This window comes from Streptomyces sp. CB01580 (genome assembly GCF_001905795.1).
In the GTDB taxonomy this organism is placed as follows: domain Bacteria; phylum Actinomycetota; class Actinomycetes; order Streptomycetales; family Streptomycetaceae; genus Streptomyces.
The window spans coordinates 33,656-59,034 of sequence record NZ_LIXJ01000018.1; the positions used below are offsets into that span (position 1 = coordinate 33,656).

Genomic DNA, 25,379 nt, shown 5'->3' on the forward strand with positions numbered 1-25,379 from the left:
GCAAGCGGGCCGCAGGACGGTTGCACCCGGGCCCCGCCCACATCACCGTGTCGCTGCGTCACCGTTCCTCTCTTGGCCCCTCGTCTCTTCGCCCCCCACATCTCACTGCCCCTTCATCTCTTTGCCGCGCCATCAGGTCAGGACATCACGTCGTCGCAGCGCCGCCACCCCGGCGCCCACCAGCGCCGCCGTTATCGCCGTCAGCGCGAGCACGGGTCCCCATTCCATCCCGGTGCCCCCTGGCAGCTTCGGCAGGTGGGTGAACGGCGATAGGTCCATCATCGGCTGGGGCAGATCCAGCGCGGGCCCGATCCACCCGAGCGCCAGGCATGTCCCGGCCACGCCCCAGGAGGCCACCGCGGCCTTCGGGAGCACCCCGTACAGCAGGACCGTGACGCCGCCCAACAGCCAGATCGCGGGCAACTGGACCAGCGACGCCCCCAGCACGGCCGGGAGGTCGTGGCCGTACCCGGCGGCCAGGCCGACGCCGCCCACCACCATGATCAGGGCCGCCCCGCCGAACGCGATCACCAGATGCCCCACCGCCCACCGCAGTCGGCCCACCCCGCACGCCAGCACCGGTTCGGCGCGCCCGGCCGTCTCCTCGCCGTGCAGCCGCAGCACCGAAGCCACGATGTACAGCGCGGCGACCATGCCGAGCATGGAGACCATCGCCGCGAGGAACGCGTCGGTCAGACCGGACTGACCGCCCATCCGCTCGAAGATCTCCCGCGTCTTCGGGTTGTCGCCGACCAGGTCCGCCGCCCCGTCGGTCAGCCCGCCGAAAACGACCCCGACCGCGGCGAACGACGGCGTCCAACCGATCAGCGCTCCCCGCTGAAGCCGCAGCGCGAGCCCGGACGCGGACGCTATCCGCCCCTGCGCCGGTCCGGGCCGGGTCGCGAGGAAGCTCATGCCGACATCGCGCCGCCCGGCCAGGGCGTAGGCCAGGACGGCCTGGACCGCGATCGCGGCCGCCATGACGAGCAGCACCCACCAGCGTGTCCCCGCGTATGCACGCACGTTCTCCGCCCAGCCGAGGGGGGAGAGCCAGGTCAGGACCGACGAACCGTCGTCCGTCGCCGCATCGCCCGCCGCCTTCAGGACGAACGCGGCACCGATCACCGTCGCTGTGAGCCCCTTCGCGAGCCGCGCGCTCTCGGTGAACTGAGCTGCCATCGCCGCCGTGCAGGCGAACAGCGCACCCGTCCCGGCGACCGCCGCGGCGAGCGCCACCGCGCCGGACCCGCCCGCGCCGGAGCCGGCCATGCCGACCGCGACGACCAGCGCCAGCGCGGCGTTGGCGATCAACGCGGTGAGCAGCGCGGCCGTCAGCGGGGCGCGGCGCCCCACCATTGCGGAGGACAGCATTTCCTGACGCCCGGTCTCCTCTTCCTCTCGGGTGTGCCGCACGACGACGATCAGGCTCATCACGGCCGCCAGCGCCCCGCCGAAGCAGACCATCCGCCAGCTGACGAGACCGCCGACGGAGTCGGTGAATACCGGTCCGTACAGAGCCCTGAGGGAGCTGTTGCCGTTCATCGACGCGGCCAGCTCGGCCCGACTGGCGGCGGTGTCGTACAGCGAGGCGAAGGAGTTGGCGACGGGGGAGAAGGAGCCGCCGAGCACGAGCACCCAGATCGGCAGCATGATCCGGTCGCGCCGCAACGCGAGCCGCAGCAGCGCTGCGGTGCCCGTGAACTGCCGGGTCACTGAGCCGGTACGGGGCCCGGCGCCGGTCGGCGCGGTCATGGTCACGGCAGTCACCGCACCGTCACCCCCATGCCCTCGCCGCCGTCCGGCCTACCCGTGCCGTTCGGCCCACCCGCGCCGTTCTTCGCCCGGCTCTCCGGCCCGCCGTCTGTTCCGCCCGCCGTATTCGTCGTGTCCGCTGTTTCCGTCGCCTCTGCTGTGTCCGTCCTGTCGGCCGTGCCCGCCATGTCCGTCGTGTAGTGGCGGAGGAAGAGCTCCTCCAGCGTGGGCGGCGTGCTCGTCAGGGTCCGGATGCCCGATGCGGAGAGCGTCCTGAGCACCGCGTCCAGCTTGTCCGTGTCGACCTGGAGCGTCACGCAAAGGCCCTGCACCCGGAGGTCGTGTACGCCGGGAAGACGCGCGAGCCCGTCGGGTGGGCCGGCCAGCTCGGCGGTGATGTTCGTACGGGTGAGATGACGCATGCCGGCCAGCGAACCGGTCTCGACCGTCCGGCCCTGACGGATGATGCTGACCCGGTCGCAGAGCGTCTCCACTTCGCTGAGGATGTGGCTGGACAGCAGGATCGTGCGCCCCCGCGCGCGCTCCTCGGCGACACAGTCCTGGAAGACCTCCTCCATCAGCGGATCGAGGCCACTGGTCGGCTCGTCGAGGATCAGCAGATCCACGTCGGAGGCGAAGGCGGCGACGAGGGCGACCTTCTGCCGGTTGCCCTTGGAATACGTGCGCCCCTTCTTCGTCGGGTCGAGTTCGAAGCGCTCGACCAGCTCGGCGCGTCTGGCCCGGTCGAGGCCGCCGCGCAGCCGCCCGTAGAGATCGATCACCTCGCCGCCCGACAGATTGCGCCACAGCGTGACGTCGCCCGGGACGTACGCCACTCTCCGGTGGAGCTCGACCGCGTCGCCCCATGGATCGCGGCCGAGCAGCCGGGCGGTGCCGGAGTCGGCTCGCAGCAGTCCGAGCAGTATCCGGATGGTGGTGGACTTCCCGGAGCCGTTGGGCCCGAGGAAGCCGTGAACCTCACCGGTCTCGACCGCGAGGTCGAGACCGGTGAGCGCGCGCGTCCGGCCGAACGACTTGCACAGCCCGGCCACCCTGATTGCCTGCGTCATGTTCTGAAGGTACGCTACTTTCACAAATTTGTGAAGTTAAGGAAGCGTATAAAGTTGGAGTCGCGGCGAGGCCGGAGAAGCGGCGGGGGCCGAGGAAACAGGGGAGACGATCGGGCGATGACCAGCGAAACCGAACAGGGCGCGCGTACCGAGCGGGACGCGGAGGCCGTCTCGCGGTTCGTGGAGCGGTTCGCGTCCGACATGACGGAGGCGGGGATGCAGCGGATGGCGTCCCGCGTCTTCGCCGCGCTCCTCGCGGACGACGACGGGTCGATGACGTCCGCCGAGCTCGCCCTGGCACTGCAGATCAGCCCCGCCGCGGTGTCCGGCGCGATCAACTACCTCACACAGGTCAGCATGGTCGGCCGCGAGCGCGAGCCGGGCTCGCGGCGGGACCGCTACCGCCTCCACGACGAGCTCTGGTACACCACCTTCGCCAACCGTGACCGGGTGCTCACCCGGTGGGAGAACACCCTGAAGGAAGGTGCCCGCACCCTCGGGGAGCGCACCCCTGCCGGGGCCAGGCTCGCCGAGACGGCGTCGTTCTTCGAGTTCGTGCAGGCGGAGCTGGCCGGGATGATGGACCGCTGGCGCGAGCACCGCAAGACGCTCGACCTGCCGGCCGCCGACGAGAGCCAGGGCGCCTGACGACCACGGGGCGCCCGACAACCGGGAACTTCGCCCCTCGCTCCCGGCGTCCGGGGGCCCCAGCACTGCCCCCGGGGTCTATCCCCCGGCCGACGCCCCGGCCTCGGCCGGCAGCATCAGTCCCCAGGCCCCTGCCCGCACCGTCCACGTACGTGTCCGGACCGGGCCGCCGACCTGGGTGTCCGCGCGGTAGCGGAAGTCCGCGCCCGAGACCGTGACCGCCTTCGCCTCCGCCATGACCGGGTCCGCCTCCGGAGGACGTATCACCACCTCCGCGAGGCCGTCGTCGCCGCCGCGCGAGGTCACCGTCACGGACTCGACCGGGCGGTCCAGGTCGTTCAGCAGGACGCCGTCCGCCTCGACCCGTAGCCGGTGCGTGCGGTGCGGGTCCGGGGGCTTCGACGGGGTCGGGCGCACGAGGGCGCGGACCAGCGAGCGGCAGGTGTCCCACATGGCCGTGGCCCCGGTGGGGGCGGTCGCCGCGTCCGGCGGCGCCCCACGGCCCGTGGCATGGCCCGGGGCCCGGTCCGGGGTGCGATTCAGCAGGTGGGCCTGATGGGTCTGAGGAGCGGGGTGGGGCGGGTGGGCCGGGATGTGCAGAGCACCCAGCACCAGGCCGTCGCTGTCGTCGACCAGCAGGTCGAGTCTGCGCACGGCCCCGTCCAGGGCGGTGCGCGCCGCCGCCACCGCGCCCCGCGGCACGCCGAGCGAGTGTGCGAGTTCCAGCGCGTCGGCGGAGCCGACCGGGATCAGCGCGAGCGATTTCTCGGCCGGTTCCCGCTCCCGGTGCAACAGGGCCACCGCCCGCCGCAGCGCGAGGTCGTCGCCGACCACCACCGGGCGTCGAACACCCCTGCGGGACAAGGCCCGTGCGAATTCCTCGGGCCCTTCGGGCAGGCAGATCTTGGCATGCGAACCGGCGCTGAGCACGTCCTTCGCGATGCGAACGGACTCGCCGTCGGTCCGGCGGGCCACCGGATCGATGACCACCAGCAGCTGGTGCGCACCGTCGCCGGGGGGCTGGGCAGCCGACACCTCGGTCCTTCCTCGGGTAGCATCTTGGTGCAAGAGCCCCTTTCGCTATTGCGCCAGGGGCTTCGTCTATTCCGGGGCACCCGGTTCGACGGTTCAGGCCGTGTCGTACATCGTCGTACGGCGTGTACGACGTTCATGTACGCCCCCTGACCTTGGACATGCCCCGCCCGGAAGGGGTGTACGCCTGTGCCCGCACTTGTGCTGCTCGGTGCTCAGTGGGGTGACGAGGGCAAGGGAAAGGCCACCGACCTGCTCGGTGGGTCCGTTGACTACGTGGTGCGATACCAGGGCGGCAACAACGCCGGCCACACGGTGGTCGTCGGTGACCAGAAATACGCACTCCATCTCCTCCCCTCCGGAATCCTGTCGCCGGGGTGCACCCCGGTCATCGGGAACGGTGTCGTCGTCGATCCGGCGGTCCTGCTTTCCGAACTGAGTGGGCTGAACGAGCGCGGCGTGGACACGTCCAAGCTCCTGATCAGTGGCAACGCCCATTTGATCACCCCGTACAACGTCACGATCGACAAGGTGACGGAACGGTTCCTCGGCAAGCGCAGGATCGGTACGACCGGGCGCGGTATCGGCCCGACGTATGCCGACAAGATCAACCGGGTGGGCATCCGCGTCCAGGACCTCTACGACGAGTCGATCCTGGAGCAGAAGGTCGAGGCGGCCCTGGAGCAGAAGAACCAGCTCCTCGCCAAGGTCTTCAACCGGCGCGCCATCGAGTCCGGCAAGATCGTCGAGGAGATGCTCCAGTACGCGGAGCAGATCAAGCCGTACATCGCGGACACGACGCTGGTCCTGAACAACGCCATCGACGAGGGCAAGGTCGTCCTGTTCGAGGGCGGTCAGGGCACGCTGCTCGATGTCGACCACGGCACGTACCCCTTCGTCACCTCGTCGAACCCGACGGCGGGCGGTGCCTGCACCGGTGCGGGCGTGGGCCCGACGAAGATCAGCCGGGTCATCGGCATCCTCAAGGCGTACACCACGCGCGTCGGCGCGGGCCCGTTCCCGACGGAGCTGTTCGACGAGGACGGCGAGGCGCTGCGCCGGATCGGCGGCGAGCGCGGCGTCACCACCGGCCGTGATCGTCGCTGCGGCTGGTTCGACGCCGTGATCGCGCGGTACGCGACCCGGGTCAACGGCCTCACCGACTTCTTCCTCACCAAGCTGGACGTGCTGACCGGCTGGGAGCAGATCCCGGTCTGTGTCGCGTACGAGATCGACGGCAAGCGCGTCGAGGAGCTTCCGTACAGCCAGACCGACTTCCACCACGCGAAGCCGGTCTACGAGATGCTGCCGGGCTGGTCGGAGGACATCACGAAGGCCAAGACCTTCTCCGACCTGCCGAAGAACGCGCAGGGGTACGTGAAGGCGCTGGAGGACATGTCCGGCGCACCGATCTCCGCGATCGGCGTCGGCCCCGGCCGCACCGAGACGATCGAGATCAACTCGTTCCTGTAGGAACTCCCGCCGGAAGCTGTGCGGCGGTGGCCGACCGGACGCCATGTGTCGACCGCCGCCGCACACCCGCGTACGCGGGCCGGATGGTGTGACTAGTCTGTCCGCCATGAAGGAGCCAGGATGCTGCTGAGATTCCGGGTGGCGAACGTCCGGTCCCTGCGCGACGAGCAGGAGCTGTCGTTCGTTGCACCCGAGGACAGCGAGAGGGAACGAGCCGCAGCGCGTGAACTCGCCCTCTCGGACGGCAGTCGGCTGGCCGTCCACACCGTCGTCGCTGTCTTCGGAGCCAACGCCTCCGGTAAATCCAATGTGATCGCCGCGCTCAAGAACATGCGCCACGCGGTCCTGAGGTCCTACGCCGACTGGACGTCCTACGACGGGATTCCCCGTGACGAATTCGCCCTGGACCCCAAGGCCGCGTCGGAGACATCCCTGTACGAGGCGGACTTCGTCCTCGGTGACGGTGTCCGCTGGACGTACGGGTTCGAGCTGGGCGCACGGCGGGTCGAGGCGGAATGGCTCTACGCCTATCCCAAGGGCCGTCGGCAGGTGTGGTTCGACCGGGACGCCGGACGTGACAAGGTCTTCGACTTTCCCGGTGACCGGCTCCACGACCGCACACGACTGGCCCGTACCACCAGGCAGGACGCCCTCCTCCTGACGCGTGCCGCGAATGACGGCCATGAACAGCTCACCCCGATCTTCGACTGGTTCAAGAACAACCTCTGGGACGTCACTCCCGAGACCGAGCGCACCCAGCGCGAGGACTACACGGCCATGAAGCTCCTCCGGAGCGAAGGCTTCCGGCGACGGGCCGAGGAACTGCTGAGGGTCGCCGACCTCGGCATCGTGGGTGTGGAGGTCGAGCAATCGTCATCCGGGCGCCCTCTGGTACAGCTGATCCACGCGGGCGGTGGTGAACGGACGGCGATGGACTGGTCTTCCGAGTCCTGGGGCACCCGCTCCTGGTTCGCGTTGATCGGTCCGCTCCTGCTCGCCCTCGACACGGGAGCGGTCCTCCTCATCGACGAACTGGACGCCAGCCTGCACTCGCGCTTCGCAGCAGAGGTCGTACGTCTCTTCCAGGCTCCGTGGGTGAATCCCAAGGGCGCCCAGCTCGTCTTCACCGGTCACGATCCCTCCCTGCTGCGGACACCGGGAGGCGGCCGACTCCTGGAACCGGGCCAGCTCTGGCTCACCGAGAAGGACGAGTGTGGTGCGACGGAGTTGTCTTCGGTCGCGGACTGGGATCCCACGGATGAGGAAGATCTGATGGCCTCGTACCTCGCGGGGTCCTTCGGCGCGGTGCCGAAGGTCTCCGAGGGGCAGATCGGGCGACGGCTGGTGCGGACGGACGACTTGGCGCGGATGGAGGCGGAAGAGGTCTGATGGCGAGGCCAAGGGGAGGGGACAGCGTTGCCCGCAAGAAGGGTGGCGCCAAGGGCCGTACGAACCGCGCACGCCAGGTGTACATCTTCACCGAGGGCGAGGTGACCGAGCCCCAATACATCGACATCATCATGGAGAAGGGCACCCCGGCCACTGCGGGCCGCAGCGTCGATCACCATTACAAGAACGAGAACGCCGCAGGCAAGCACCGCAAGCCGTACGCGATGGTCAAGGACGCCGTTCGTACGTTGCGCAAGGTCGAGCGCGAGGCCAGGGATGCCGGGCTGAAGACCGGAGACTGGAACTATCCTCAGGTGTGGGTGCTCTTCGACCGCGACGGCCACCTGAACATCCGCGAAGCCAAGCAGCTCGCGGACAAGGAAGGCGTCAAGGTCGCCTATTCGCATCCCTGCTTCGAGCTCTGGCGGCTTCTGCACTACACGAACTACACCAGCAGCTTCGGCGGCGTCTGCGACGATGCCAACAGCCGGCTGCGTTCCCGCCCCGGCTTCGCGGCGACGTACGGACGCCAGGTTCGCGCCGTCTCCAAACAGCAGGCGAAGCACATGCGTGAGGAGCAGGTGCTCAGCAAGGACGGGCAGCGATACGCCGACGCCAAGAAGTACGCAATGGCGATCAACAATCGCGTCGAAGCGACCAACCCCGAGAAATGGGATCCGTACACCGACGTCTGGAACTTCGTCGAGGAGGGGCTTCTCCTCAGCGGCTACTAGGCTGCTTCGGCGTACGTCCGCGATCGGCCGGGGCCGCCACCTGTCACCCGTCGCCGTCATTCCGTCATCACCAGCACCACACCACCAGGGAGTCCGTCCGTGGCCAAGCTCACGCTCGATCAACTGGAGCGCCACCTCTTCGCCGCGGCGGACATTCTGCGCGGCACCATGGACGCCGCCGAGTACCGCGACTTCCTGCTGGTGCTGCTGTTCCTGAAGCGGGCGAACGACGAGTTCGACGCCGCCCGCGACCGGATCATCGCCCAGGAGATGGCGCAGGGCGCGTCCAGGGAAGAGGCCGAGGAGGAGGCGGACGAGCCCTCCCACTACACGCGCGACAGGATCATCTACGTCCCGGAGCAGGCCCGCTGGGCCCAGCTGGCCGGTGCGGTGGACGACGTGGCCACGAGCTACCTCCAGCCAGCGCTCGACGCCTTGGAGGGCCATCAGGGCAACGAGCGGCTCCGCGGTTTGTTCGGTCATGTCAACTTCAACCGGATCGGCGGGGGCGGCGGTACCGGAACATCGGCGGCCAAGCTCGCGGACAAGCGGCTCGCCGCACTCATCGGCCACTTCGGGAGCCTGCGGCTGCGGGGCGAGGACTTCGAGTTCCCGGACGTCATCGGCGCCGCGTACGAATACCTGCTGAAGGACTTCGCGGATTCGGCGGGCGCCAAGGGCGGCGAGTTCTACACCCCGCGTGCGGTGGTGCGGATGATGGTCGAACTGGCCCGGCCGCAGGCCAACCAGCATGTCTACGACCCGTGCGTCGGCTCCGGCGGAATGCTCATCCACACCAAGGAGTACATCGAGGAGCACGGCGGCGACACCGAGGACCTGGCCCTGGCCGGGCAGGACGCCAACAACGGCTCGTGGGTGATGGCCACGATGAACATGCTGTTCCACGGCGCCAGCGACTTCGACCTGAGGACCGGGGACACGCTCACCAACCCGTTGCACATCGACAAGTCCTACGACGTGGTGCTCAGCAACCCGCCGTTCTCCATGGACTACAAGGCGGACGACCTGCCCGACCTCGACGGCCGCATGAAGTACGGCTACACGTCGGAGAAGGGCAAAGCGGACCTGATGTTTCTCCAGCACATGCTGTACATGGTGGAGGGACGGGGCGGCTCCGTCTTCACCGTGATGCCGCACGGCGTGCTGTTCCGCAGTGGTGCGGAGGGCGACATCCGGGCCCGGCTCATCGAGGACGACCTGCTGGAGGCCGTGATCGGCCTGCCGTCCAACATCTTCTACGGCACTGGTATCCCCGCCTGCGTGCTGGTGCTGCGGGCGAGAGGGGAGAAGCATCCGGACCGGCAGGGCAAGGTGCTGTTCATCAACGCCGACCGTGAGTTCCACTCCGAGCGGGCGCAGAACGTGCTGCTGCCGGAGCACGTGGAGAAGATCGTCTCCACGTTCCACGACGAGGTGGGCGACGGTTCGGGCGTGCCGCGGTTCGCTCGCTGGGTGAAGCGGGTCGAGCTGGAGGAGAACGCGTACAACCTCAACATCCGTCGTTACGTCGACAACACTCCGCCGCCCGAGCCGCAGGACGTACGTGCGCACCTGTCGGGCGGGGTGCCGAAGTCGGAGATCGCGGCGGAGGAGAAGGCGAAGCTGCTGGAGGCGTACCAGGTCCGGATCACCGACCTGTTCGCCGATCGGGGTCCCGATTCCGCGTACGTGGACTTCCTGCCCGAGGACCGGCGACCGGACGCCGAGCGGCTGACTGCCTTGGCCGAGCGCCGGGAGCGGGAGCTGTGGGACGCGTTCGACAAATGGTGGGCCGTGGAGACGGAGCAGATCGCGTCCCTGGCGCCCTACGAGGACGACGACCGCACGGAGTTCGAGAAGCGGTCCCAGCTCGCTCGGCTGCGCGCCGACCTGATCGACTCGTTCCGCAAGCTGCTGCTCAACGTGGACCTGCTGGACCGGTACGCGCTCGCGGGAGCGGTGGCCGGATGGTGGCAGGACGCCAGGAACGAGCTCAAGGCCCTGGCCGGCAACGGCTTCAAGGGCGTCGTCGAGGGCTGGGTCGACACGGTCGAGGCGATGCTGGAACCGGAGCCGAACCCCTGGACCGGCGGCGCGCGCAAGCGCTCGGGCGCGGAGCGGCGCCAGGCATACGGCCACAAGGTCGTGGCCCGAATCGCACCGGACTTCCTGCGCGAACTGGCCGAGGCGGACGCGCTCAAGGCCACATTGGATGCGAAGGTCAAGGCGGCCGAGGAAGCGGAGGCCGCGCGAGCCGCTGCCGCGGCGGGCGTGGTGGAGGACGACGGCGAGGCGTCCGGGGAGCCCGGGGCCCTTGGTCCGGCGATGGCGGAGGCGCTGCTCAGCGAGGCGGACCTGAAGAAGCTGAAGAAGGAGCGCACCGCGGCGGGCAAGGCGGTGAAGGCGCTGGAGGAGGCGTTCTACCCGCTGGACGGGATGGGGGGCGCCGCGAAGGCCGCCGCACGCCTCGCTGCTGCGAAGAAGAAAGGCGCGGGGAAGGCGGCGCAGCCTGCGGCTGTCGCCGCGGCCGGGCAGACGGCACTGGACGTGACGGTGACCGGTGCCGACGCCGATGTGGATTCCGGTACGGATGCCGGGGCGGAAGAGGAGCGGCCCACGCCCCGCCTGCACGAGGTGCGGGACGCGCTGGACGAGGCGGGCGCGCGCGAGATCGTGCTCGGCATCCTCCGGGAGGACCTGGCGGCGAAACTGGAGGGCCATGTGGTGCGGCGTCGGCGGGAGTTGATCGACGCGTACGCGGGGTGGGAGCGGAAGTACCTGGTGTCGCTGCGGGATATCGAGGCGCGTCGGGAGGCCGCGTCGAAGCGGCTGGAAGGGTTCCTGGAGGAGCTGGGTTATGTCGGCTGAACCGGACGAGATCCGCTGGGTTCCCGTGGGGGAGGTCGGTGAGGTGCGGATGGGTAAGCAACTTTCGCCAGCCAGCAGAGATGCGGCCGGCCAGATGCCCTATCTGCGCGTCGCCAACGTATTCGAGGGGCGAATTGACTACGGTGACGTGAATTCTATGGGATTCACTGAATCTGAGAGGCTTGTCTATGCGCTTCGGCCTGGGGATGTCCTACTCAATGAGGGCCAGGAAAGTCTGACCAACGTCGGGCGGAGTGCCCTATATGAAGGTGCACCTGGTGCGTACTGCTTTCAGAACACGCTGATTCGATTCCGGCCTGGAGTCGAAGTGATGCCTGAGTACGCTCAAGCGGTTTTTGTGAATTGGCGTCGTACGGGTCGCTTTGCGAGGGTTGCTGAGAAGACCAGTATTTCCCACTTGGGTGGGAATCGCTTTGCGAAAATGCTGTTTCCGCTGGTGTCGCTGCGTGAGCAGCATCGAATCGTCGAGGTTCTGAATTCGATTGCCGAATCAGAGTGGGTCGAGCGGCACGAGAGTGAAAAGCTGCGCACTGTAGAGGGTGGTGTTATTTCTGCCCTTCTGGGGCGGCGATGCACGCCTCATTCCGGCATGGTTGGGGAAGGGTACGTTACCTGCGGTTCCGTGCTGAAGATGACGGGAGGCTTTCCGCTGGGGCAAGCCGGGGTGAATCCGTCCGGAAGGTATCCGATTATCGGTAGTAGTGGTCGGGCGGGTAAAGGGGATCGGAAAATCACAGACGGGCCGACTATTGTCATTGGGCGAGTTGGTGAGGGGGGGGTGGGGTCGGTTCGATTTGTATCGGAACCGGCTTGGGTTACGGATAACGCCCTATGGGTTCGTGAATTTGCGCCCGGCTGGTTGCCTGAATTTCTTGCTATCTATCTGAACTGGTATGACTTGCGCAAACTGCGGAGTCAAACAGGTCAGCCATTGATTACGCAGGGTGCGATCAAGGGCGTGCCGATTCCCCGCCTTGATATTTCCGAGCAGCAGAGAATTGTGCGCGTGCGGCAAGCGTGGAGTGAGGAGCTTCGGGTATCTCGCCTGCGCCTTGATAAACTGCGTGCCCTGCGGAGCGGAATTATTGACGACCTCTTTCAAAACAAGGTCCGCCCAGAAGTCACACCGGTTGTGGCGGTCTGACGGGCGCGGAGCGGGAGAAGGCTATGCCTGTCAGGAGGCCGTCCACCGAACGTCAGCGGCGTCTTGGTGCTGAGCTACGCAGGATGCGCGAGCACATCGGGATAACGATCAACGAGGCCGCCGCCCTGCATCGCACCGATCGCACCACGGTCAGCAACACCGAGTCCGCGCGTTCCGGTGTCAGCAGCGACCGCGTGCGGGTGTGGGCGAACAACTACCGTTGCCCGGACGCCCAGTACGTCGATGCCCTTGAGGCGATGGCTCGGGAGCGTGGGTCCAACTGGTGGGATGAGTACCGAGGTTCGCTGCCCGCAAGTCTCCTGGACATCGCCGAGATGGAGCATCACGCGACGATGCTTCGGTCGGCCCAGATCATGCACATTCCGGGCATGCTTCAACTGCCCGACTACATGCGTGGAATCTTCGCGGAAGCGCTGCCCGCCATGACCCCCGCGGATCTGGAGCGGCACGTTGAGTTTCGAGTGCGGCGCTCCGCGCTCCTCGACCGCGCTGATCCCCCACCGTGTGAGTTCCTCATCCACGAGTCCGCGTTGAGGATGCGGTTCGGTGATCGCAACGTACTGCGCGGGCAGCTTGAGTACTTGCTGGAGCAGTCCGACCGGCCCAACATCACCATCCGCGTCGTACCGTTCGATGCAGGCGGGTTCGCGAACGCGGGCAGTTCGACGCTGTACGCGTGTGGTCCAGTGCCCGCGCTGGACACGGTTCAGATCGATGTCCCCACTGGCGTGACCTTCCTGCATGCGGAGACCTACCTCGTGAACTATCGGGCGGTTCTTGACCGCATGCGCGAACGTGCTGTCGAGCCGGAGGCTTCCATCGGATTCATCCGGCAGGTGGTGAAAGGGATCTGAAGATTGGAAGCGGTGGAACTTCACTGGCGTAAGGCGTCCTTCTCGGCAGACACGGGAAGCTGCGTTGAGCTGGCTGAGCAGGACGGAGACATCCTCTTGCGCGAAAGCGATGATCCCGAGGTGATCGTCCGGACAACTCGGGCCAAGCTGCGGGCGTTTCTGGCAGGAGCCAAGGCGGGAGAGTTCGACGACTTTGCATAGGTAGTGCGGCCGCCCGGCTTGGCATATGCCACCTCGATCCCGTACGCACAACATGTTGTCTCGTGCTGCATGTTGGTCGTACTGTGGGTGTCGCGTTGCTGACACGGTGTGATGGTTGCCGGTTGGTTGACGCAAAGTGCCCCGGCGGTGTGCAACCACCCCGGGGCATGGCCAACGCCTCAGAGGAGCGTCAGCATGTTCCACCGTATCCGCACCCGCCTGCCACGAACACTCGTGCAGATGGCTCTGCCCGTCCTGGCGCGCGGCCTGCGCGCCCCCGCTTCCGTCACATCGGTACCCGCACGGGTCTTCGCGCCCCGCGTCGGTGCCACTACCCGTCCCCACCCCCCGTGCAACGGCGGTCCGTTGGGGCTCGGGCCCCGCACCATCGACCACGAACGCCGCGCCCGCCGCACCGCCACGCGGCTCGCCCTCGACGGGCTGGTGGTCGTGGCCGGGGTGGGGCAGGCGCACAGCGTCGGCAGCCTGGTTCTCGCGTCGGCGAGGGCGGTGGCCTGATGGGCGTGGAACAGGTACATGTGAGCCGAGTGCCCAGCAAGCCCGTGCGGCGGGAGGCGGACGGGTCGCTCGCCATCGACCTCTGGCTGCGCCGTGACGGGGCCTTCGAGGCCGACGCCGCACTCCGTCTCACCCCCGCCGAGGCCGAGGTTCTGCACGCTCAGCTCTGTTACGCGCTGGACGACGAGACGGCCGCGCTCATCAACCCCGTTTCAGCCAGGCCGGACTGCCGCAAGGGCATCCTCACCACGCGCCGTCAGACCTGAGCGGCTCGCCATCACCTGCCAGGCCCCGCAACCCGTTGCGGGGTCTGGCCGCGTGCCCGCCCCTCCTGGCGCACAATGGACCCTTCGCACGGGTTCGCCAGTACGCGGGGAGGGGCACGGGGCATGGCTGCCGAAGTGGTCGAGGGGGCGACCTCCGAGCAGGTCGAAGGGACGACCGAGCAGGTCGAGGCGGAGTGGCCGCTGCTGGCGCATCTCAAGGCGATGGGGTGGCAGCACATCGAGGGCGCCCGGCTGAAGGCCGCGGGCGAGCGCGACGACTTCCGGGACGTCCTGCTGGAGCGGCGACTGCGGGCCGCCGTGCGCCGGAACTCCCCGTGGATGACGGGCGACAAGCAGACCGATCCGGCCTTCCTCGCGCTGCGCGCCGCCGCACGGCACGTGTCCGCGCAGTCGCTGCCGCAGGCCAACCGTGAAGCGACCCAGCTTCTCCTGGACGGCGTCCTGCACTCCGGCCCGGACGAGCGGGACGTGAAGACACGGTTCGTCGACTGGTCGTACGAGGCGCTGGAGGGCACCCGGGAGGAGGTCCTGGCCCGCAACGACTTTCTCGTCGTGGACCAGTTGAGGGTCTGTGACGCGGACGGCAAGGCGGCCGTGCTGGACCTCGTGCTCTTCGTGAACGGAATCCCCCTCGCCGTCATCGAGTGCAAGTCCCCGGACGTACGTGACCCATTGGGCAAGGCCATCCGTGACCTGCGCTCCTACACCGGGCGTCCGGTGGACGACGACACCCGTAGCGGAACGGGCGCGCCACGGGGTGTGCCGCACTTGTTCGCGCCGGTCCAGCTGCTGGTCGCCGCAGACGGAACGGAAGCTGCTCTCGGTACATACTCCTCCTCCGAAGAGCACTACGCCCTGTGGCGCAGCATCAGTTCGGACTATGAGAAACCGGAGCATCTCCGGCAGGAACTGCGCGGCTGGGGGCTCCTCGACGCCAAGGCCCGGCCCACCCTCCAGCAGCAGCTGACCGCGATCGTCCTCAAACCGGGCAATCTGCTCAACATCGTCCGGCACTACGTCTTCGAGAAGCCGCTCGGCGACGACAGCGGCACCGGAACGAAGCGGCGGGGCCGGACGGTGGAGCCCCGGACGGCGAAGGTGGTCTGCCGGCACCAGCAGTACCGCGCGACGGAGAAGATCGTCCAACGGCTGCGTACGCGCCGCAGTCGCGCCTTCACCGGCGGGGACCTCGACGTGCGCGGCGGTGTCGTCTGGCACACCCAGGGGGCGGGCAAGAGTTTCACCATGCAGTTCCTCGCCCGGCGGCTGCACGCGAGCCCGGACCCCGCACTGAATGGCATCACGATCGTCGCGGTCACGGACCGCATCGACCTTCAGCGCCAGCTGCGCAAGGCAGTTGCGCTGAGCGAGTCCGAGGTGCGCGAGGCGAAGTCCCGGACGGATCTGGAGAGCCTGCTGGGCCGGGCCGGGCGCCCCGGCGGGCGTGCGGTGATCTTCGCGACCATCCAGAAGTTCCTCGGTGATCTGGTCCGCCTCGACGACGGGACGAGTGACACGGCGGGGGGCGAGGAGCGTTCGCTCGACGGGGAGTTCGAGGCCGGCCGGGCGAAGGTCGCGGCGGGTGTGAGCGCACAGGAGGTCGCCGATCCCGTACCGGACGAGGAGACCCTACGGAAGGCCGCGCGGATCTTCCCCGAGTGCAGCGACTCGGACCGGGTCCTCGTCCTGGTCGACGAGGCTCATCGCTCCCACACCTCCGTTCTCCACGCCTGCCTGCGCAAGGCCCTCCCCAACGCGGCGAGGGTCGGTTTCACGGGCACGCCGCTCATGGAGGGCAGGATCAACGACACCGGGCGCATCTTCGGCCTGGAGCCGAGCAGCACCCCGGGCGGGGAACGGGAGTTCCTCGACACCTACCGCATGGCCGAGGCGGAACGCGACAAGGTCGTCGTCCCCGTGCGGTACACGGGGCGGGCGACCACCGCCGAGGTGCGGGACAAGGAGCAGCTGGACGAGTGCTTCGAGGACCTGATCGAGCCCCTGGAGGAGGCCGAGCGGGCGCGCGTGCGCGCGAAGTACAGCACCCCGTCCAAGCGGGCCGTGGCCGAGTCGCCGCCACTGATCTGGCGCAAGGCTGCCGACATGCTGGAGCACTACGTCACCGGCCCACTGACAGGCGGGTTCAAGGCGCAGGTGGCGGTGGCCAGCAGGAAGGCCGCGGTCCTCTACCGCAACGCCTTCCAGGAGGCGCGCACCGCACTGCTGCTGCGTGTCGCGGAGTTCGACCGGAGCGGGCGGCGGGAGTCGCTCAGGGGAAGGGCTCCGGAGACCTACACCCGAGAGGAATCGCTTCTCCTGCGTGCCTGGCAGTTCCAGGAACTGCTGCGGCGCATCGACTTCGTGCCTGTGATCTCGGCCGGCTCGGAACAGAAGTCCGGGAGGTGGCGCGAATGGACCGACGAGAAGAAGCAGCGCGAGCACATCGCCGGGTTCCTCCAGCCGTTCCCGCAACTGCCCCCGGACAACCCCTGGGCGTTCACTCCGCCCGCCGAACCGGATCCGGTTCCCGCCGGTTGCGTCGGTGGCATGAACCCCTGGAGCGACCTGGTCTGGGGCGACGAGGCGGCCGATCCGCCGCCCATCGCCATCCTCATCGTGAAATCCATGCTGCTCACCGGATTCGATGCCCCCATCGAGCAGGCGCTCTACCTGGACCGGCCGATTCGCGACGCGGAGCTGCTTCAGGCCATCGCCCGCGTCAACCGGCCCGCCCGTCGCAAGACGGAGGGCCTGGTCGTCGACTACTACGGCGTACTGAACAACCTTGCCGTGACCCTGGCCGCCTACCAGGGCAACCCGCGCGCTCTCGACTCGCTGCGTGACATGTCCGACGAACTGCCCGAGCTCGGCCGGACGGCTGCGGAGTTCCGCGCGTTCCTGAGGGCAGTGGGCATCGACGCGGACGGCCTCAGGACCGGAGCGGGACTGGCGCAGGCGGTGTTCGAGCTCGAGGATTCCGCTCGGCGGGCGGAATTCGACCAGAGGCTCGGAGAGTTCCTGGGCGCGGTGGACCGGGCACTGCCGCATGAGGACGCCCTCGGTTTCCTCCCCGAGGCGCGGCAGTGGAGTGTGCTCCAGATGCGTGTGCGCCGCCACTACCGCGACGACACCGGTGGCGGCTTCGTGATGCGCGGATACGGACGCAAGGTACGTGCACTGATCGCCGACCACCTGGAGGCGCAGGAGGTGAACCAGGCCGTGCCGCCCGTGTCGATCCTCGCTCCCGACTTCGACGAGGTCGTGGGCAGGCTTCCGGTGCGTGAGGCGGCGGCCGAGCAGATCCAGGGCCTGCGCTACCACCTGGAGGAACGGCAGGCAGTGGAGGACCGGGCGGTGTACCGGCAGCTGTCGGCGGAGCTGGAGCGGGTGCTGGAGGAGTTCGCCGGACGCTGGGACGACATCGTCCGTGAGCTGGGCCCACTGGTCGAGCGGGCCCGGCGGGCCGAGGAGACCGACCCGACCGTAGCCGACCTCACCCCCATGGAGCAGCGGCTCTACGTACTGCTTGGCGAGAAGCTGGTGGAGAGCGAGTTGCTGGGCCATCCGGAACCGCAGGAACTTCGCAGGGTCGTGGCCGAGGTGTACGGGGAGATCACCGACCGGGTGAGCCTGGCCTCCTTCGGCGGTGAGGCGGCTCACGTGGCATGGCTGGAGGCCTGCCTGTACACGCGGCTGCGTGAGATCGGGTACCGCCAGAGAGGCGAGGGGCGCAAGGAGGTGAAGCGGCTCGCCTCGACGCTCGCGGGGTATGCCACGCAGCACCTGGAAGCGTTCCGCTCCGAGGTACGGAGAGAATAGCCATATGTCCCAGCTTTCCGGTCCAGCGTTCCCCCTCGGCGAGCGCGCGCTCACCGAGGATGGCACGCTGATCGTCGACGGGCGGGAACTGCGCGTGCGGATCAGCGTGCGCCGTCGGCGTCTGGGCCTGACGGTCGAGCGGGACAGGTCGCTCACCCTGCACGTGCCCATGGGGTGTGGGGTCCGGCGGGCCGAAGAGTTCGTACGCTCCAGTGCCGGCTGGATCGACGCCAAGGCGCGGCTCAGTGAAGAGCGGCGTCAACTCCATCCCACGCGGTCCCTCGGCGACGGCGAGATCCACCGGTACCTGGGGCGGGACCACCGGCTTCTCGTCGTCGACACGATGCAGGACGGAGCCCCGATCCCCGCCGTTCGTCTTGTCGCCGGAAGGCTGAGGCTGGATCGCGCGGTTGCCGCCGATCCAGTTCTCGCACGCCAAGCGATCGCGGACTGGTACAGCCGGGCGGGGCAGCGTTGGATGCGGGGCCGTTTGCAACCCTGGGCCGCTCGGATGGACGTTCCCGAGCCGAAGGTACGGGTGCGGGCCCTGGGCCACAGGTGGGGGAGCTACCGGGCCGGCACGGACGACAACGGAGAGATCTCCCTGCACTGGGCGGTCTTCCAATTGCCGATACATCTCGTGGATTACGTGGTGGCGCACGAACTGGCCCACGTCCGGGTGGCCGGGCACGGCCCCGAGTACTGGCGTCTGCTGGGCAGGGCGTTGCCAGAGTGCCGTCGGCTCAAGACCGAGCTGGATGAACTGGGCCGTCGGGTGTGGATGGGGGATCTGGCCTGATCGTTCCGGCGTTCCTCTCGTCGGTTCGTCCTCAGCGGTTCAGTCATCGCCACAGATGAGCAGCCCCTTCGGGGTCGCGCACGGCAGGTGTCCGTGGGTGCGGATCACGTCCTGGCCGTTGCCCCGGCCCATGTAGTTCAGGAAGCTGGACGCCAGCGAGTCGGCGGGTGGTTGGCCGTAGGTGTAGGCGTACTCGATCTCCCGGAACGGGTACGTGCCGGTGCCCATCGTGTCGACGGACGGGACGGTGAAGTCGATGGCGAGCTGGTGCGCCCCCGACAGCTTCGTTCCGGCCCGCAGTTCGCTGTAGCCGATCGCTCCGTCGAGCCGGCCGACGGCGGACAGCACCTGTTCGGTCGAGTCGAGTTCGCAGCGGATGACCGGGGCGGTTGAGCGGTACGCGGGGCAGCCGGATGAACGGCACCCGGCGCTCGTACCAGAGCACGCCGATGGACGCCAGCACGCCCAGGACGGCGGTCGCCACGGCCACGACGTTCTCGGCGCTGAGCCATTCCACGGTTTTCCTCGCACTCCCCTCGTCCGGACGCTTCCGGGATGCCCCGGTGCGGGTCCGGTGTGCGGTGTCTCCGATCAGTCGCTTCCGGCCCCGGGCGTTCGGTGCGGGCGGGTGCGCCGTCCGGTCCATGCGTACCTGTGTGCGGTGCCGGAATCACCGTACGAGCGCCGGACGGTGCGTGAGAGGGAGAGGGTGGGCTCGTCGACCGACGTTCGTCCGCTGTTTCCCGGCCGGATCGTGTCCTGACGCGTACAGGTCGACGTTCTGATGCGTACGGATCGATTACCTGATGTGTACGGATGATCGATTACCTGATGTGTATGAGGCGATCGGGGCCGCGGACTGCCTGTGCCGTGGCGGATTCAGGCCCTCGCACATCGGGCTTGTTGGTCTAGACCTTGACAGGTTCAGGCCGGCGGGACTTGAGTGGCCGGGATGTGCAGACGGTTCGCCGACGCGTTCGGCGCGCCCCGCCGAAGGAGTGTGAAGCGCTGAACCGCATCAAGAGCCTTCTGGGTGTACTGGGCGTCGCCGCCGCGACGGCGGTGCTTCTCCCCGCGCCCGCATCGGCATCCGCGAACGCATCCGTTGCCGAGACCGCCTGTGCGCCGGTGTGGAGTTCTTCGACCTCGTACGCGGCGGGTGGCGTCGTCTCGCACCATGGGCGCAACTGGACGGCCAAGTGGTGGACCCGGAACGAGAATCCGGGCGCCACCACTGTCTGGGCCGATCAGGGCGCCTGCACGGGTGGGGTCTCCGACTTCGTCGTCAGCGAGGAGCAGTTCGACCGGATCTTCCCGGACCGGAACCCCTTCTACACGTACCAGGGTCTGATCGACGCCCTGCATGCCTACCCGCGCTTCGCGAACACCGGAACGCCTGCCACGCGTGCCCGGGAGGCCGCGGCGTTCCTGACCCACGCCGACTTCGAGTCGGTCGGGCTGCGGTACGTGAAGGAGATCAACGAGGCCAACTACTGGCGCAAGTGCGACTACAGCCGGTCCTACGGCTGCCCGGCCGGTCAGACCGCGTACTACGGCCGCGGCCCGATCATGTTCAGCTGGAACTTCAACTACAAGACCGCGGGCGACGCACTCGGCATCGACCTGCTCCACAACCCCTGGCTGGTCGAGCAGGATCCGGCCGTCGCCTGGCTGACCGCTCTGTGGTACTGGAACACCCAGAACGGCCCAGGCACCATGACCTCGCACGACGCCATGGTCGGCGGCGCAGGCTTCGGCGAGACGATCCGCTCGTTGAACGGAGCCCTGGAGTGCGACGGTGGCAACCCCGAATCGGTGGCGGCACGGGTCGCCACGTACGAGCGGATCACCGGGATCCTCGGTACGGCGCCGGGCTCCGCACTGTCCTGCTGATGACGGCTGGGTCCTGTGCGTGAGGCGGCTGCGGTCGCGTGGGGGTATGGCGGCCGCGTGAGGTATGGCGGTCTGCGTGGCGCGTGACGGTCGCGTGAGGCGTGATGGTTGTGCCTTTCACGAACCCGGGGCCGGGCGTTCCGCATGTTGGACGGAAGTGCAGCCCCCCGTCATGCCTTTCCGGCCACGGGCCTGGATCAAGTCTCCCTGTTCTTTACGCTGTTGAGGGCGGGTGCGGCTTTGCCGGTAGCCCGTGAACCAGGTCCGGAGGAGGGTATTCGGAAGCATTTCCGAGGCTGGTCCAGACCTTGACAGGTCTGGACCAGCGGCGCTTGAGTGGCCGTCACCCCCCCATGGCGGCGCACCGTCCAGCTTCGGTGCGCCGCGCCGAAGGAGTGATCACGTGATCAGACGCGTCATGGGCCTGCTTGCCGCACTGGGCGCGATCGCCGCCATGGTCGTGGCCCTCCCGGCCACCACCGCCGCCGCGGCGGCGGACTGCGCGGCACCCTGGAACTCCTCGTCCGTCTACACCGGTGGCGGAACGGTCTCCTACAACGGGCACAACTGGACCGCCAAGTGGTGGACCCAGAACGAAACTCCCGGCAGCTCCGACGTCTGGGCCGACCAAGGCAGTTGCGGCGGAGGCGGCGGGACCGACCCGGGCAATCCGTCGGGCTTCGTCGTGAGCGAGGCGCAGTTCAACCAGATGTTCCCGAACCGGAACCCCTTCTACACGTACAACGGGCTCACCGCCGCGCTGAGCGCCTACCCGGCCTTCGCGAACACCGGCAGCGACACCGTCAAGCGTCAGGAGGCGGCGGCGTTCCTCGCCAACGTCAGCCACGAGACGGGCGGCCTGGTGTACGTGGTCGAGCAGAACACGTCGAACTACCCGCACTACTGTGACAGCAGCCAGCCCTACGGCTGCCCGGCCGGTCAGGCCGCGTACTACGGGCGGGGCCCGATCCAGCTCAGCTGGAACTTCAACTACAAGGCGGCCGGCGACGCCCTCGGCATCGACCTGCTGGGCAACCCGTACCTGGTCGAGCAGGACGCCTCGGTCGCCTGGAAGACCGGCCTCTGGTACTGGAACACCCAGAACGGTCCCGGGACCATGACCGCCCATCAGGCCATGGTGAACGGTGCCGGATTCGGTGAGACCATCCGCTCCATCAACGGATCCCTGGAGTGCAACGGAGGCAACCCGACCCAGGTCCAGAGCCGTATCGACCGCTACAAGGCGTTCACGCAGATCCTCGGGACCAGCCCGGGCAACAACCTGAGTTGCTGACTGGCTGACCGGCTGACCGGCTGAGCTGTCGGCCTGCTGATCTGCAGACCTGCGACATCGGCATCACGTCGGGGGCGTGTCCGGTTCGACCGGGCACGCCCCCGACGCGTGTCCGGGAACGGCTCGCACGCTCAGAAGGGCTCGCCGGGTTCTTCCGCGATCTCCAGGGCACGGAAGGCCAGCCACAGGTCGTAACGGGCGCTCGGCGCCTGGAGCAACGAGCGCTGGAGCACTGATTCGAGGCGCGTGAGGCGCTTGCGCGCACCTGGTACCGACATGCCCAGCACGGCTGCAGTTCCGGCGAGTTGGGCCTCGCAGTCCAGCCAGACGCGGAGAGTGGTGCGCGGGTCGGAGGTGCTCCGGGAGGCGCCCGCCCCGGCGAGCGGACGCAACTGGTGCACCGCCCATTCCCGGACGGCCGGTCCGCGCAGGACGTTGTCCAGGGCGTCCAGTCGGCGCGCGAGGGGTGGTTGGGGTGCCTCGGGGACCTGGGGTGCTTGGGGTGCTTGAGGTGTTTGAGGTGTGGTGGGCGTTCGGGGCGGGGCGGGTGTGCGGGGCGCCGTAGGTGTGGCGCGGATGCGCAGGGCGAGGTCGAGGGCGGCCTGGTCGGCGAGCCGGTTCAGGTCGAGGCCGAGCAGCTCGCTGATCAGCCGGAGTCGCGCCGCGAGGGTGTTGCGGTGGATCTTCAGATGCTGGGTGGCATGTGAGGAGAAGGCGAGCCAGGAGGAGAGCGTCGCTGTCAGTTCCTGGCTGCCCGGGTCGTGGCTGCGCCTCGGCACATGGGTGAGCAGCGGGTTCAGGAGTGCGTCCGCCCACTGCGCACCGGCCGCGCCGACGACCAGGGCCGCCTCCGGCGCGGAACCGAACCGGGCGTGCCGGGTGGGCAGTCCGCGGGCCACCGGCAGGGCGTGGAACGCCTGGCGGTATCCGGTCGCCGTGTCGGACAGCGGTACGTCCTCGCTCGCCCCGACGACGCACTCGTCCACCACGTCGGCGACGCGCCGTCCGACCGGCGGGTCGGCCGCGTCCGGACCGGCCGGTACGACCAGGATCAGATGACGCGCGTACACCGGGCACCGCACGATCCAGGACCTGCCGCCGGAGATCTCCGCGCAGACCCTGGCCACTTCGTCCCGACGGCCCACGGGGCATTCCACGACGCAGACCCTTACCGGGTCGGGCAGTTCGGGCTTCAGCGCTCCCGCGACCTGATGCGCGATGGACAGCTGGCCGGTCATGAGCAGGTGCAGTACCGCTTCCCGGTTGCGCGACTCCGCCAGATCGACGCGGCGGCGCGTGCGCTCCACGGTCTCCGCCGCCCAGCACATGGCGAGCGGTACGGCGACGTCGGAGACCAGCGTGGCCAGCCCTTCCGGCAGCGGGCGAGGGGCGACGACGGCCAGGAGCGGGGCGGCGGTGTCGGGCGGGCCGTCCAGGGGGAACAGCAGCACCGTGTGCGGCCCCCTGTCGAAGGAGAAGGAGCGTGCGCCGAGCGACGCCAGCTCCTTGGCGCCGTCGGCGGCCAGGGCGGCGGCCTCGACGGCCCACGCGGCGCCCCCGGTGGCCGGGGTTCCGGTGGCCCCGCCGGCCCGTACGGCGGCGTCGGTGTCCGCGGCGCCGGTGCCCGTTGCCGTCCGGGCCACTGGCGCCGTCCGTGTCCCTGTCCCTGCTCCCGTGCCTGTTCCCGTTTCGCTCCGGGCTCCTGCACCGGCCCCTGTTCCCGTTCCGTTTCGGGCGGTTGTCCCCGTGTCGATGCCGTCCGTGGCCCTGGTCGCGCCGTGCAGGATGCCGCCGTCCGCGTCGAGCAGCCCGGCCCAGCCCTCGGCCCGGCCGGACACCCAGCGCAGGAGTTCGCGCGAGCCACCGGTCCGGGCCAGCCGGTACATCCTCAGTACGTCGTCGGCCCGTTGCCGCCCGTGCACCTGTCCTCCGCTCATCGCGCCGCCGCGCTCCCGTGCTTCTGCGCCTCCGCGTCCACGCGCCCTTGCGCTTCGCGCTTCTGTGTCCCCGCGCGTCTGCGCCCGCCAAAACCGGAGCGCAGCGTACCGGTTTCACTGTGCGAACTGATACCTCGGGCGGCTCACGCAGTGCGAACTGAATCTTTCTGTCGTCTACCCGACGCCATAGAGTCCGAACACGGTTGCGGCGCCCTTCGGGGGAGGGGCACGGGGACGCCGGCAGCGGCTCACGGGGGTGGCCGCTGTCGTCGGCCGCGACCGTTCCCCCATTTCCGGCCGGTTCCGGCAGCTTCCAGCCCCTTGCGGCCGTTTCCGGCCCATTGTCCGTAGCGGGTTCTTCGCCATCCGCTTCTTCGGCAGTCGCTGCATCGGTCCGTTGTCAGTGGTGGTCTCTAGGCTCTGCTCGCGACCAGCAATGCGAGCAGAGCCGACCGGGAGAGACCATCGCCATGGAATTCCGTATCGAGTGCAGAGCGCTGACCGACGCCGTGATCTGGGCGGCCCGGGTGCTGCCGAACCGCTCGACCGTTCCGCTGCTGGGTGGGCTGCTGCTGGAGGCGGAGGATGGTCGACTGCGCATATCGGGCCTCGACTACGAGGCGTCCGCGTGCATCGAGGTGGACGCGGAGATCGTGCGCCCCGGAAAGGCGCTGGTCATGGGGCGGCGGCTGGCCGACGTGGGCCGGGTGCTGCCCGACGGCGTGGTGGAGTGCGTGGTCGAGGGGGCACGGTTCTCCATGACCGGTGGCAGTGCCCGGTTCGGGCTCTCGATGCTGCCGCTCGACGACTACCCGACCTTGCCGGACCTGCCCCCGGTGCTCGGAGAGGTGGACGCGGAGGAGCTCGCCGACGCGGTCGCCCAGGTCTCGGTGGCAGCGGGCCGGGACGACTCGCTGCCGACGCTGACCGGTGTACGACTGGCGCTCGACGGCGACCGCATGACGCTCGCCGCGACGGACCGCTACCGGTTCGCGGTGCGCACGCTCACGTGGAAGCCGGTCGTGGAGGACGTCTCGGCAGATGTGCTGGTGTCCACCCGCAGGCTGTCCGAGATCACCCGTTCCTTCGACCGGTCCGGGGCGTGCCGACTGGCCCTGGACGGCGGTTCTGCCGGCTTCGAGCAGGGTGGCACGCAGTCCACGGTGCGACTGCTCGACGGTCGACTGCCGCGGCACGACAAGCTGTTCGCGATGGCGGACCCGGTCGGCGTGGTCGCGGACTGGGAGGAGCTGGCCGGATCGGTCGCTCGGGTCGCCGTGGTCGCCGAGGGCAGCAGTCCCTTGCAACTGACGTTCTCGGGCGGCTCGCTGCTGCTCCAGGCGGGCTACGAGGACGATGTGGCCTCCCAGCGCCTGGACGTCGAGCTGGTCGGCGCCGACGAGATGACGGTGGCGTTCGACCCGGTGTACTTGTCGAACGCGCTGTCCTCGTTCCACGCACCGGTGGTCCGCCTCGACCTGATGGGTCCGGGGCAGCGCGCGATGATCACCGGCTGGTCGTCCCGGGAGGACGCGCTCGGGCGGGCGACGATCCCTGCCCACCAGCATCTTCTGATGTCGGTGAAGCCGTTGGCCTAGGGATACTCGGTGAGTCGGTGAGTCGG

General features: G+C 68.7%; 19 protein-coding genes and 1 pseudogene. 15 read left to right on the forward strand and 5 right to left on the reverse strand.

The genetic code is table 11. The features are described 5' to 3' along the window. Positions 1–132: 132 nt before the first annotated feature. Entirely contained in the window at positions 133–1,752 is a 1,620-nt protein-coding gene (locus tag AMK22_RS24030; protein ID WP_199883308.1) for an ABC transporter permease, read from the reverse strand. 11 nt (positions 1,753–1,763) lie between these two features. Continuing rightward, positions 1,764–2,822, reverse strand: a complete 1,059-nt coding sequence (locus AMK22_RS24035; protein ID WP_079186361.1) for an ABC transporter ATP-binding protein — start codon at positions 2,820–2,822, stop codon at positions 1,764–1,766. A 117-nt stretch (positions 2,823–2,939) separates the two neighbouring features. Between AMK22_RS24035 and AMK22_RS24040 the strand changes: the two genes are divergently transcribed. Continuing rightward, a complete protein-coding gene (locus AMK22_RS24040) occupies positions 2,940–3,470 on the forward strand; it encodes a GbsR/MarR family transcriptional regulator (RefSeq protein WP_073788211.1) in 531 nt (176 codons plus the stop codon). Between the two features lie 78 nt (positions 3,471–3,548). Here AMK22_RS24040 and AMK22_RS24045 read toward each other — a convergent pair whose 3' ends face one another. Then, positions 3,549–4,505, reverse strand: a complete 957-nt coding sequence (locus AMK22_RS24045; RefSeq protein WP_073788213.1) for a diacylglycerol kinase family protein — start codon at positions 4,503–4,505, stop codon at positions 3,549–3,551. 186 nt (positions 4,506–4,691) lie between these two features. Between AMK22_RS24045 and AMK22_RS24050 the strand changes: the two genes are divergently transcribed. The 11 genes from AMK22_RS24050 to AMK22_RS24100 all read left to right on the forward strand — a co-directional run bounded on the left by AMK22_RS24050 (position 4,692) and on the right by AMK22_RS24100 (position 18,631). Beyond that, positions 4,692–5,975 (forward strand): adenylosuccinate synthase, encoded by a 1,284-nt coding sequence (locus AMK22_RS24050; protein ID WP_073788215.1) that lies wholly within the window; start codon positions 4,692–4,694, stop codon positions 5,973–5,975. 120 nt (positions 5,976–6,095) lie between these two features. Continuing rightward, complete coding sequence (locus tag AMK22_RS24055) at positions 6,096–7,364, forward strand: AAA family ATPase (RefSeq protein WP_073788217.1); 1,269 nt, start codon at positions 6,096–6,098, stop codon at positions 7,362–7,364. Next, positions 7,364–8,098, forward strand: a complete 735-nt coding sequence (locus tag AMK22_RS24060; RefSeq protein WP_073788219.1) for an RloB family protein — start codon at positions 7,364–7,366, stop codon at positions 8,096–8,098. The genes AMK22_RS24055 and AMK22_RS24060 overlap by 1 nt, the downstream gene beginning before the upstream one ends. A gap of 99 nt (positions 8,099–8,197) precedes the next feature. Further along, positions 8,198–10,966 carry a type I restriction-modification system subunit M gene (locus tag AMK22_RS24065; RefSeq protein ID WP_073788220.1) on the forward strand — a complete coding sequence of 923 codons (2,769 nt, stop codon included), beginning with the start codon at positions 8,198–8,200 and terminating at the stop codon, positions 10,964–10,966. Continuing rightward, entirely contained in the window at positions 10,956–12,131 is a 1,176-nt protein-coding gene (locus AMK22_RS39610; RefSeq protein WP_073788222.1) for a restriction endonuclease subunit S, read from the forward strand. The genes AMK22_RS24065 and AMK22_RS39610 overlap by 11 nt, the downstream gene beginning before the upstream one ends. 23 nt (positions 12,132–12,154) lie before the next feature. Then, a complete protein-coding gene (locus AMK22_RS24075; RefSeq protein ID WP_073788224.1) occupies positions 12,155–13,006 on the forward strand; it encodes a Scr1 family TA system antitoxin-like transcriptional regulator in 852 nt (283 codons plus the stop codon). Positions 13,007–13,018: 12 nt separating this feature from the next. After that, complete coding sequence (locus AMK22_RS24080) at positions 13,019–13,207, forward strand: DUF397 domain-containing protein (protein ID WP_073788226.1); 189 nt, start codon at positions 13,019–13,021, stop codon at positions 13,205–13,207. Between the two features lie 195 nt (positions 13,208–13,402). Next, positions 13,403–13,726 carry a hypothetical protein gene (locus AMK22_RS24085; RefSeq protein WP_073788227.1) on the forward strand — a complete coding sequence of 108 codons (324 nt, stop codon included), beginning with the start codon at positions 13,403–13,405 and terminating at the stop codon, positions 13,724–13,726. A gap of 29 nt (positions 13,727–13,755) precedes the next feature. Further along, the gene (locus tag AMK22_RS24090) at positions 13,756–13,992 is read left to right on the forward strand and encodes a hypothetical protein (RefSeq protein WP_073788229.1); all 237 of its coding nucleotides are present in this window, start codon (positions 13,756–13,758) and stop codon (positions 13,990–13,992) included. Positions 13,993–14,115: 123 nt separating this feature from the next. Then, positions 14,116–17,832: a type I restriction endonuclease subunit R gene (locus AMK22_RS24095; RefSeq protein ID WP_073788231.1), complete on the forward strand. Its 3,717-nt coding sequence runs from the start codon at positions 14,116–14,118 to the stop codon at positions 17,830–17,832. 4 nt (positions 17,833–17,836) lie between these two features. Next, on the forward strand, positions 17,837–18,631 hold the full coding sequence (locus tag AMK22_RS24100) for a M48 family metallopeptidase (RefSeq protein ID WP_242434110.1): 795 nt from the start codon (positions 17,837–17,839) through the stop codon (positions 18,629–18,631). Between the two features lie 39 nt (positions 18,632–18,670). Here the strand turns inward: AMK22_RS24100 and AMK22_RS24105 are convergent. Further along, positions 18,671–19,018: pseudogene (locus AMK22_RS24105) on the reverse strand (phosphate ABC transporter substrate-binding protein); the annotation flags it as partial. Between the two features lie 621 nt (positions 19,019–19,639). On the opposite strand from AMK22_RS24105, the gene AMK22_RS24110 reads away from it, so the two are divergent. Together AMK22_RS24110 and AMK22_RS24115 are read left to right on the forward strand one after the other, a co-directional pair. Next, positions 19,640–20,524: a glycoside hydrolase family 19 protein gene (locus tag AMK22_RS24110; protein WP_199883309.1), complete on the forward strand. Its 885-nt coding sequence runs from the start codon at positions 19,640–19,642 to the stop codon at positions 20,522–20,524. 403 nt (positions 20,525–20,927) lie between these two features. Beyond that, positions 20,928–21,818: a glycoside hydrolase family 19 protein gene (locus AMK22_RS24115; protein WP_073788232.1), complete on the forward strand. Its 891-nt coding sequence runs from the start codon at positions 20,928–20,930 to the stop codon at positions 21,816–21,818. A 131-nt stretch (positions 21,819–21,949) separates the two neighbouring features. Here AMK22_RS24115 and AMK22_RS24120 read toward each other — a convergent pair whose 3' ends face one another. Then, positions 21,950–23,755, reverse strand: coding sequence for a helix-turn-helix domain-containing protein (locus tag AMK22_RS24120; RefSeq protein WP_242434111.1), 1,806 nt, complete (start codon positions 23,753–23,755; stop codon positions 21,950–21,952). Between the two features lie 470 nt (positions 23,756–24,225). On the opposite strand from AMK22_RS24120, the gene dnaN reads away from it, so the two are divergent. Continuing rightward, positions 24,226–25,353 (forward strand): DNA polymerase III subunit beta, encoded by a 1,128-nt coding sequence (gene dnaN, locus AMK22_RS24125; RefSeq protein ID WP_073788234.1) that lies wholly within the window; start codon positions 24,226–24,228, stop codon positions 25,351–25,353. Positions 25,354–25,379: the final 26 nt, after the last annotated feature.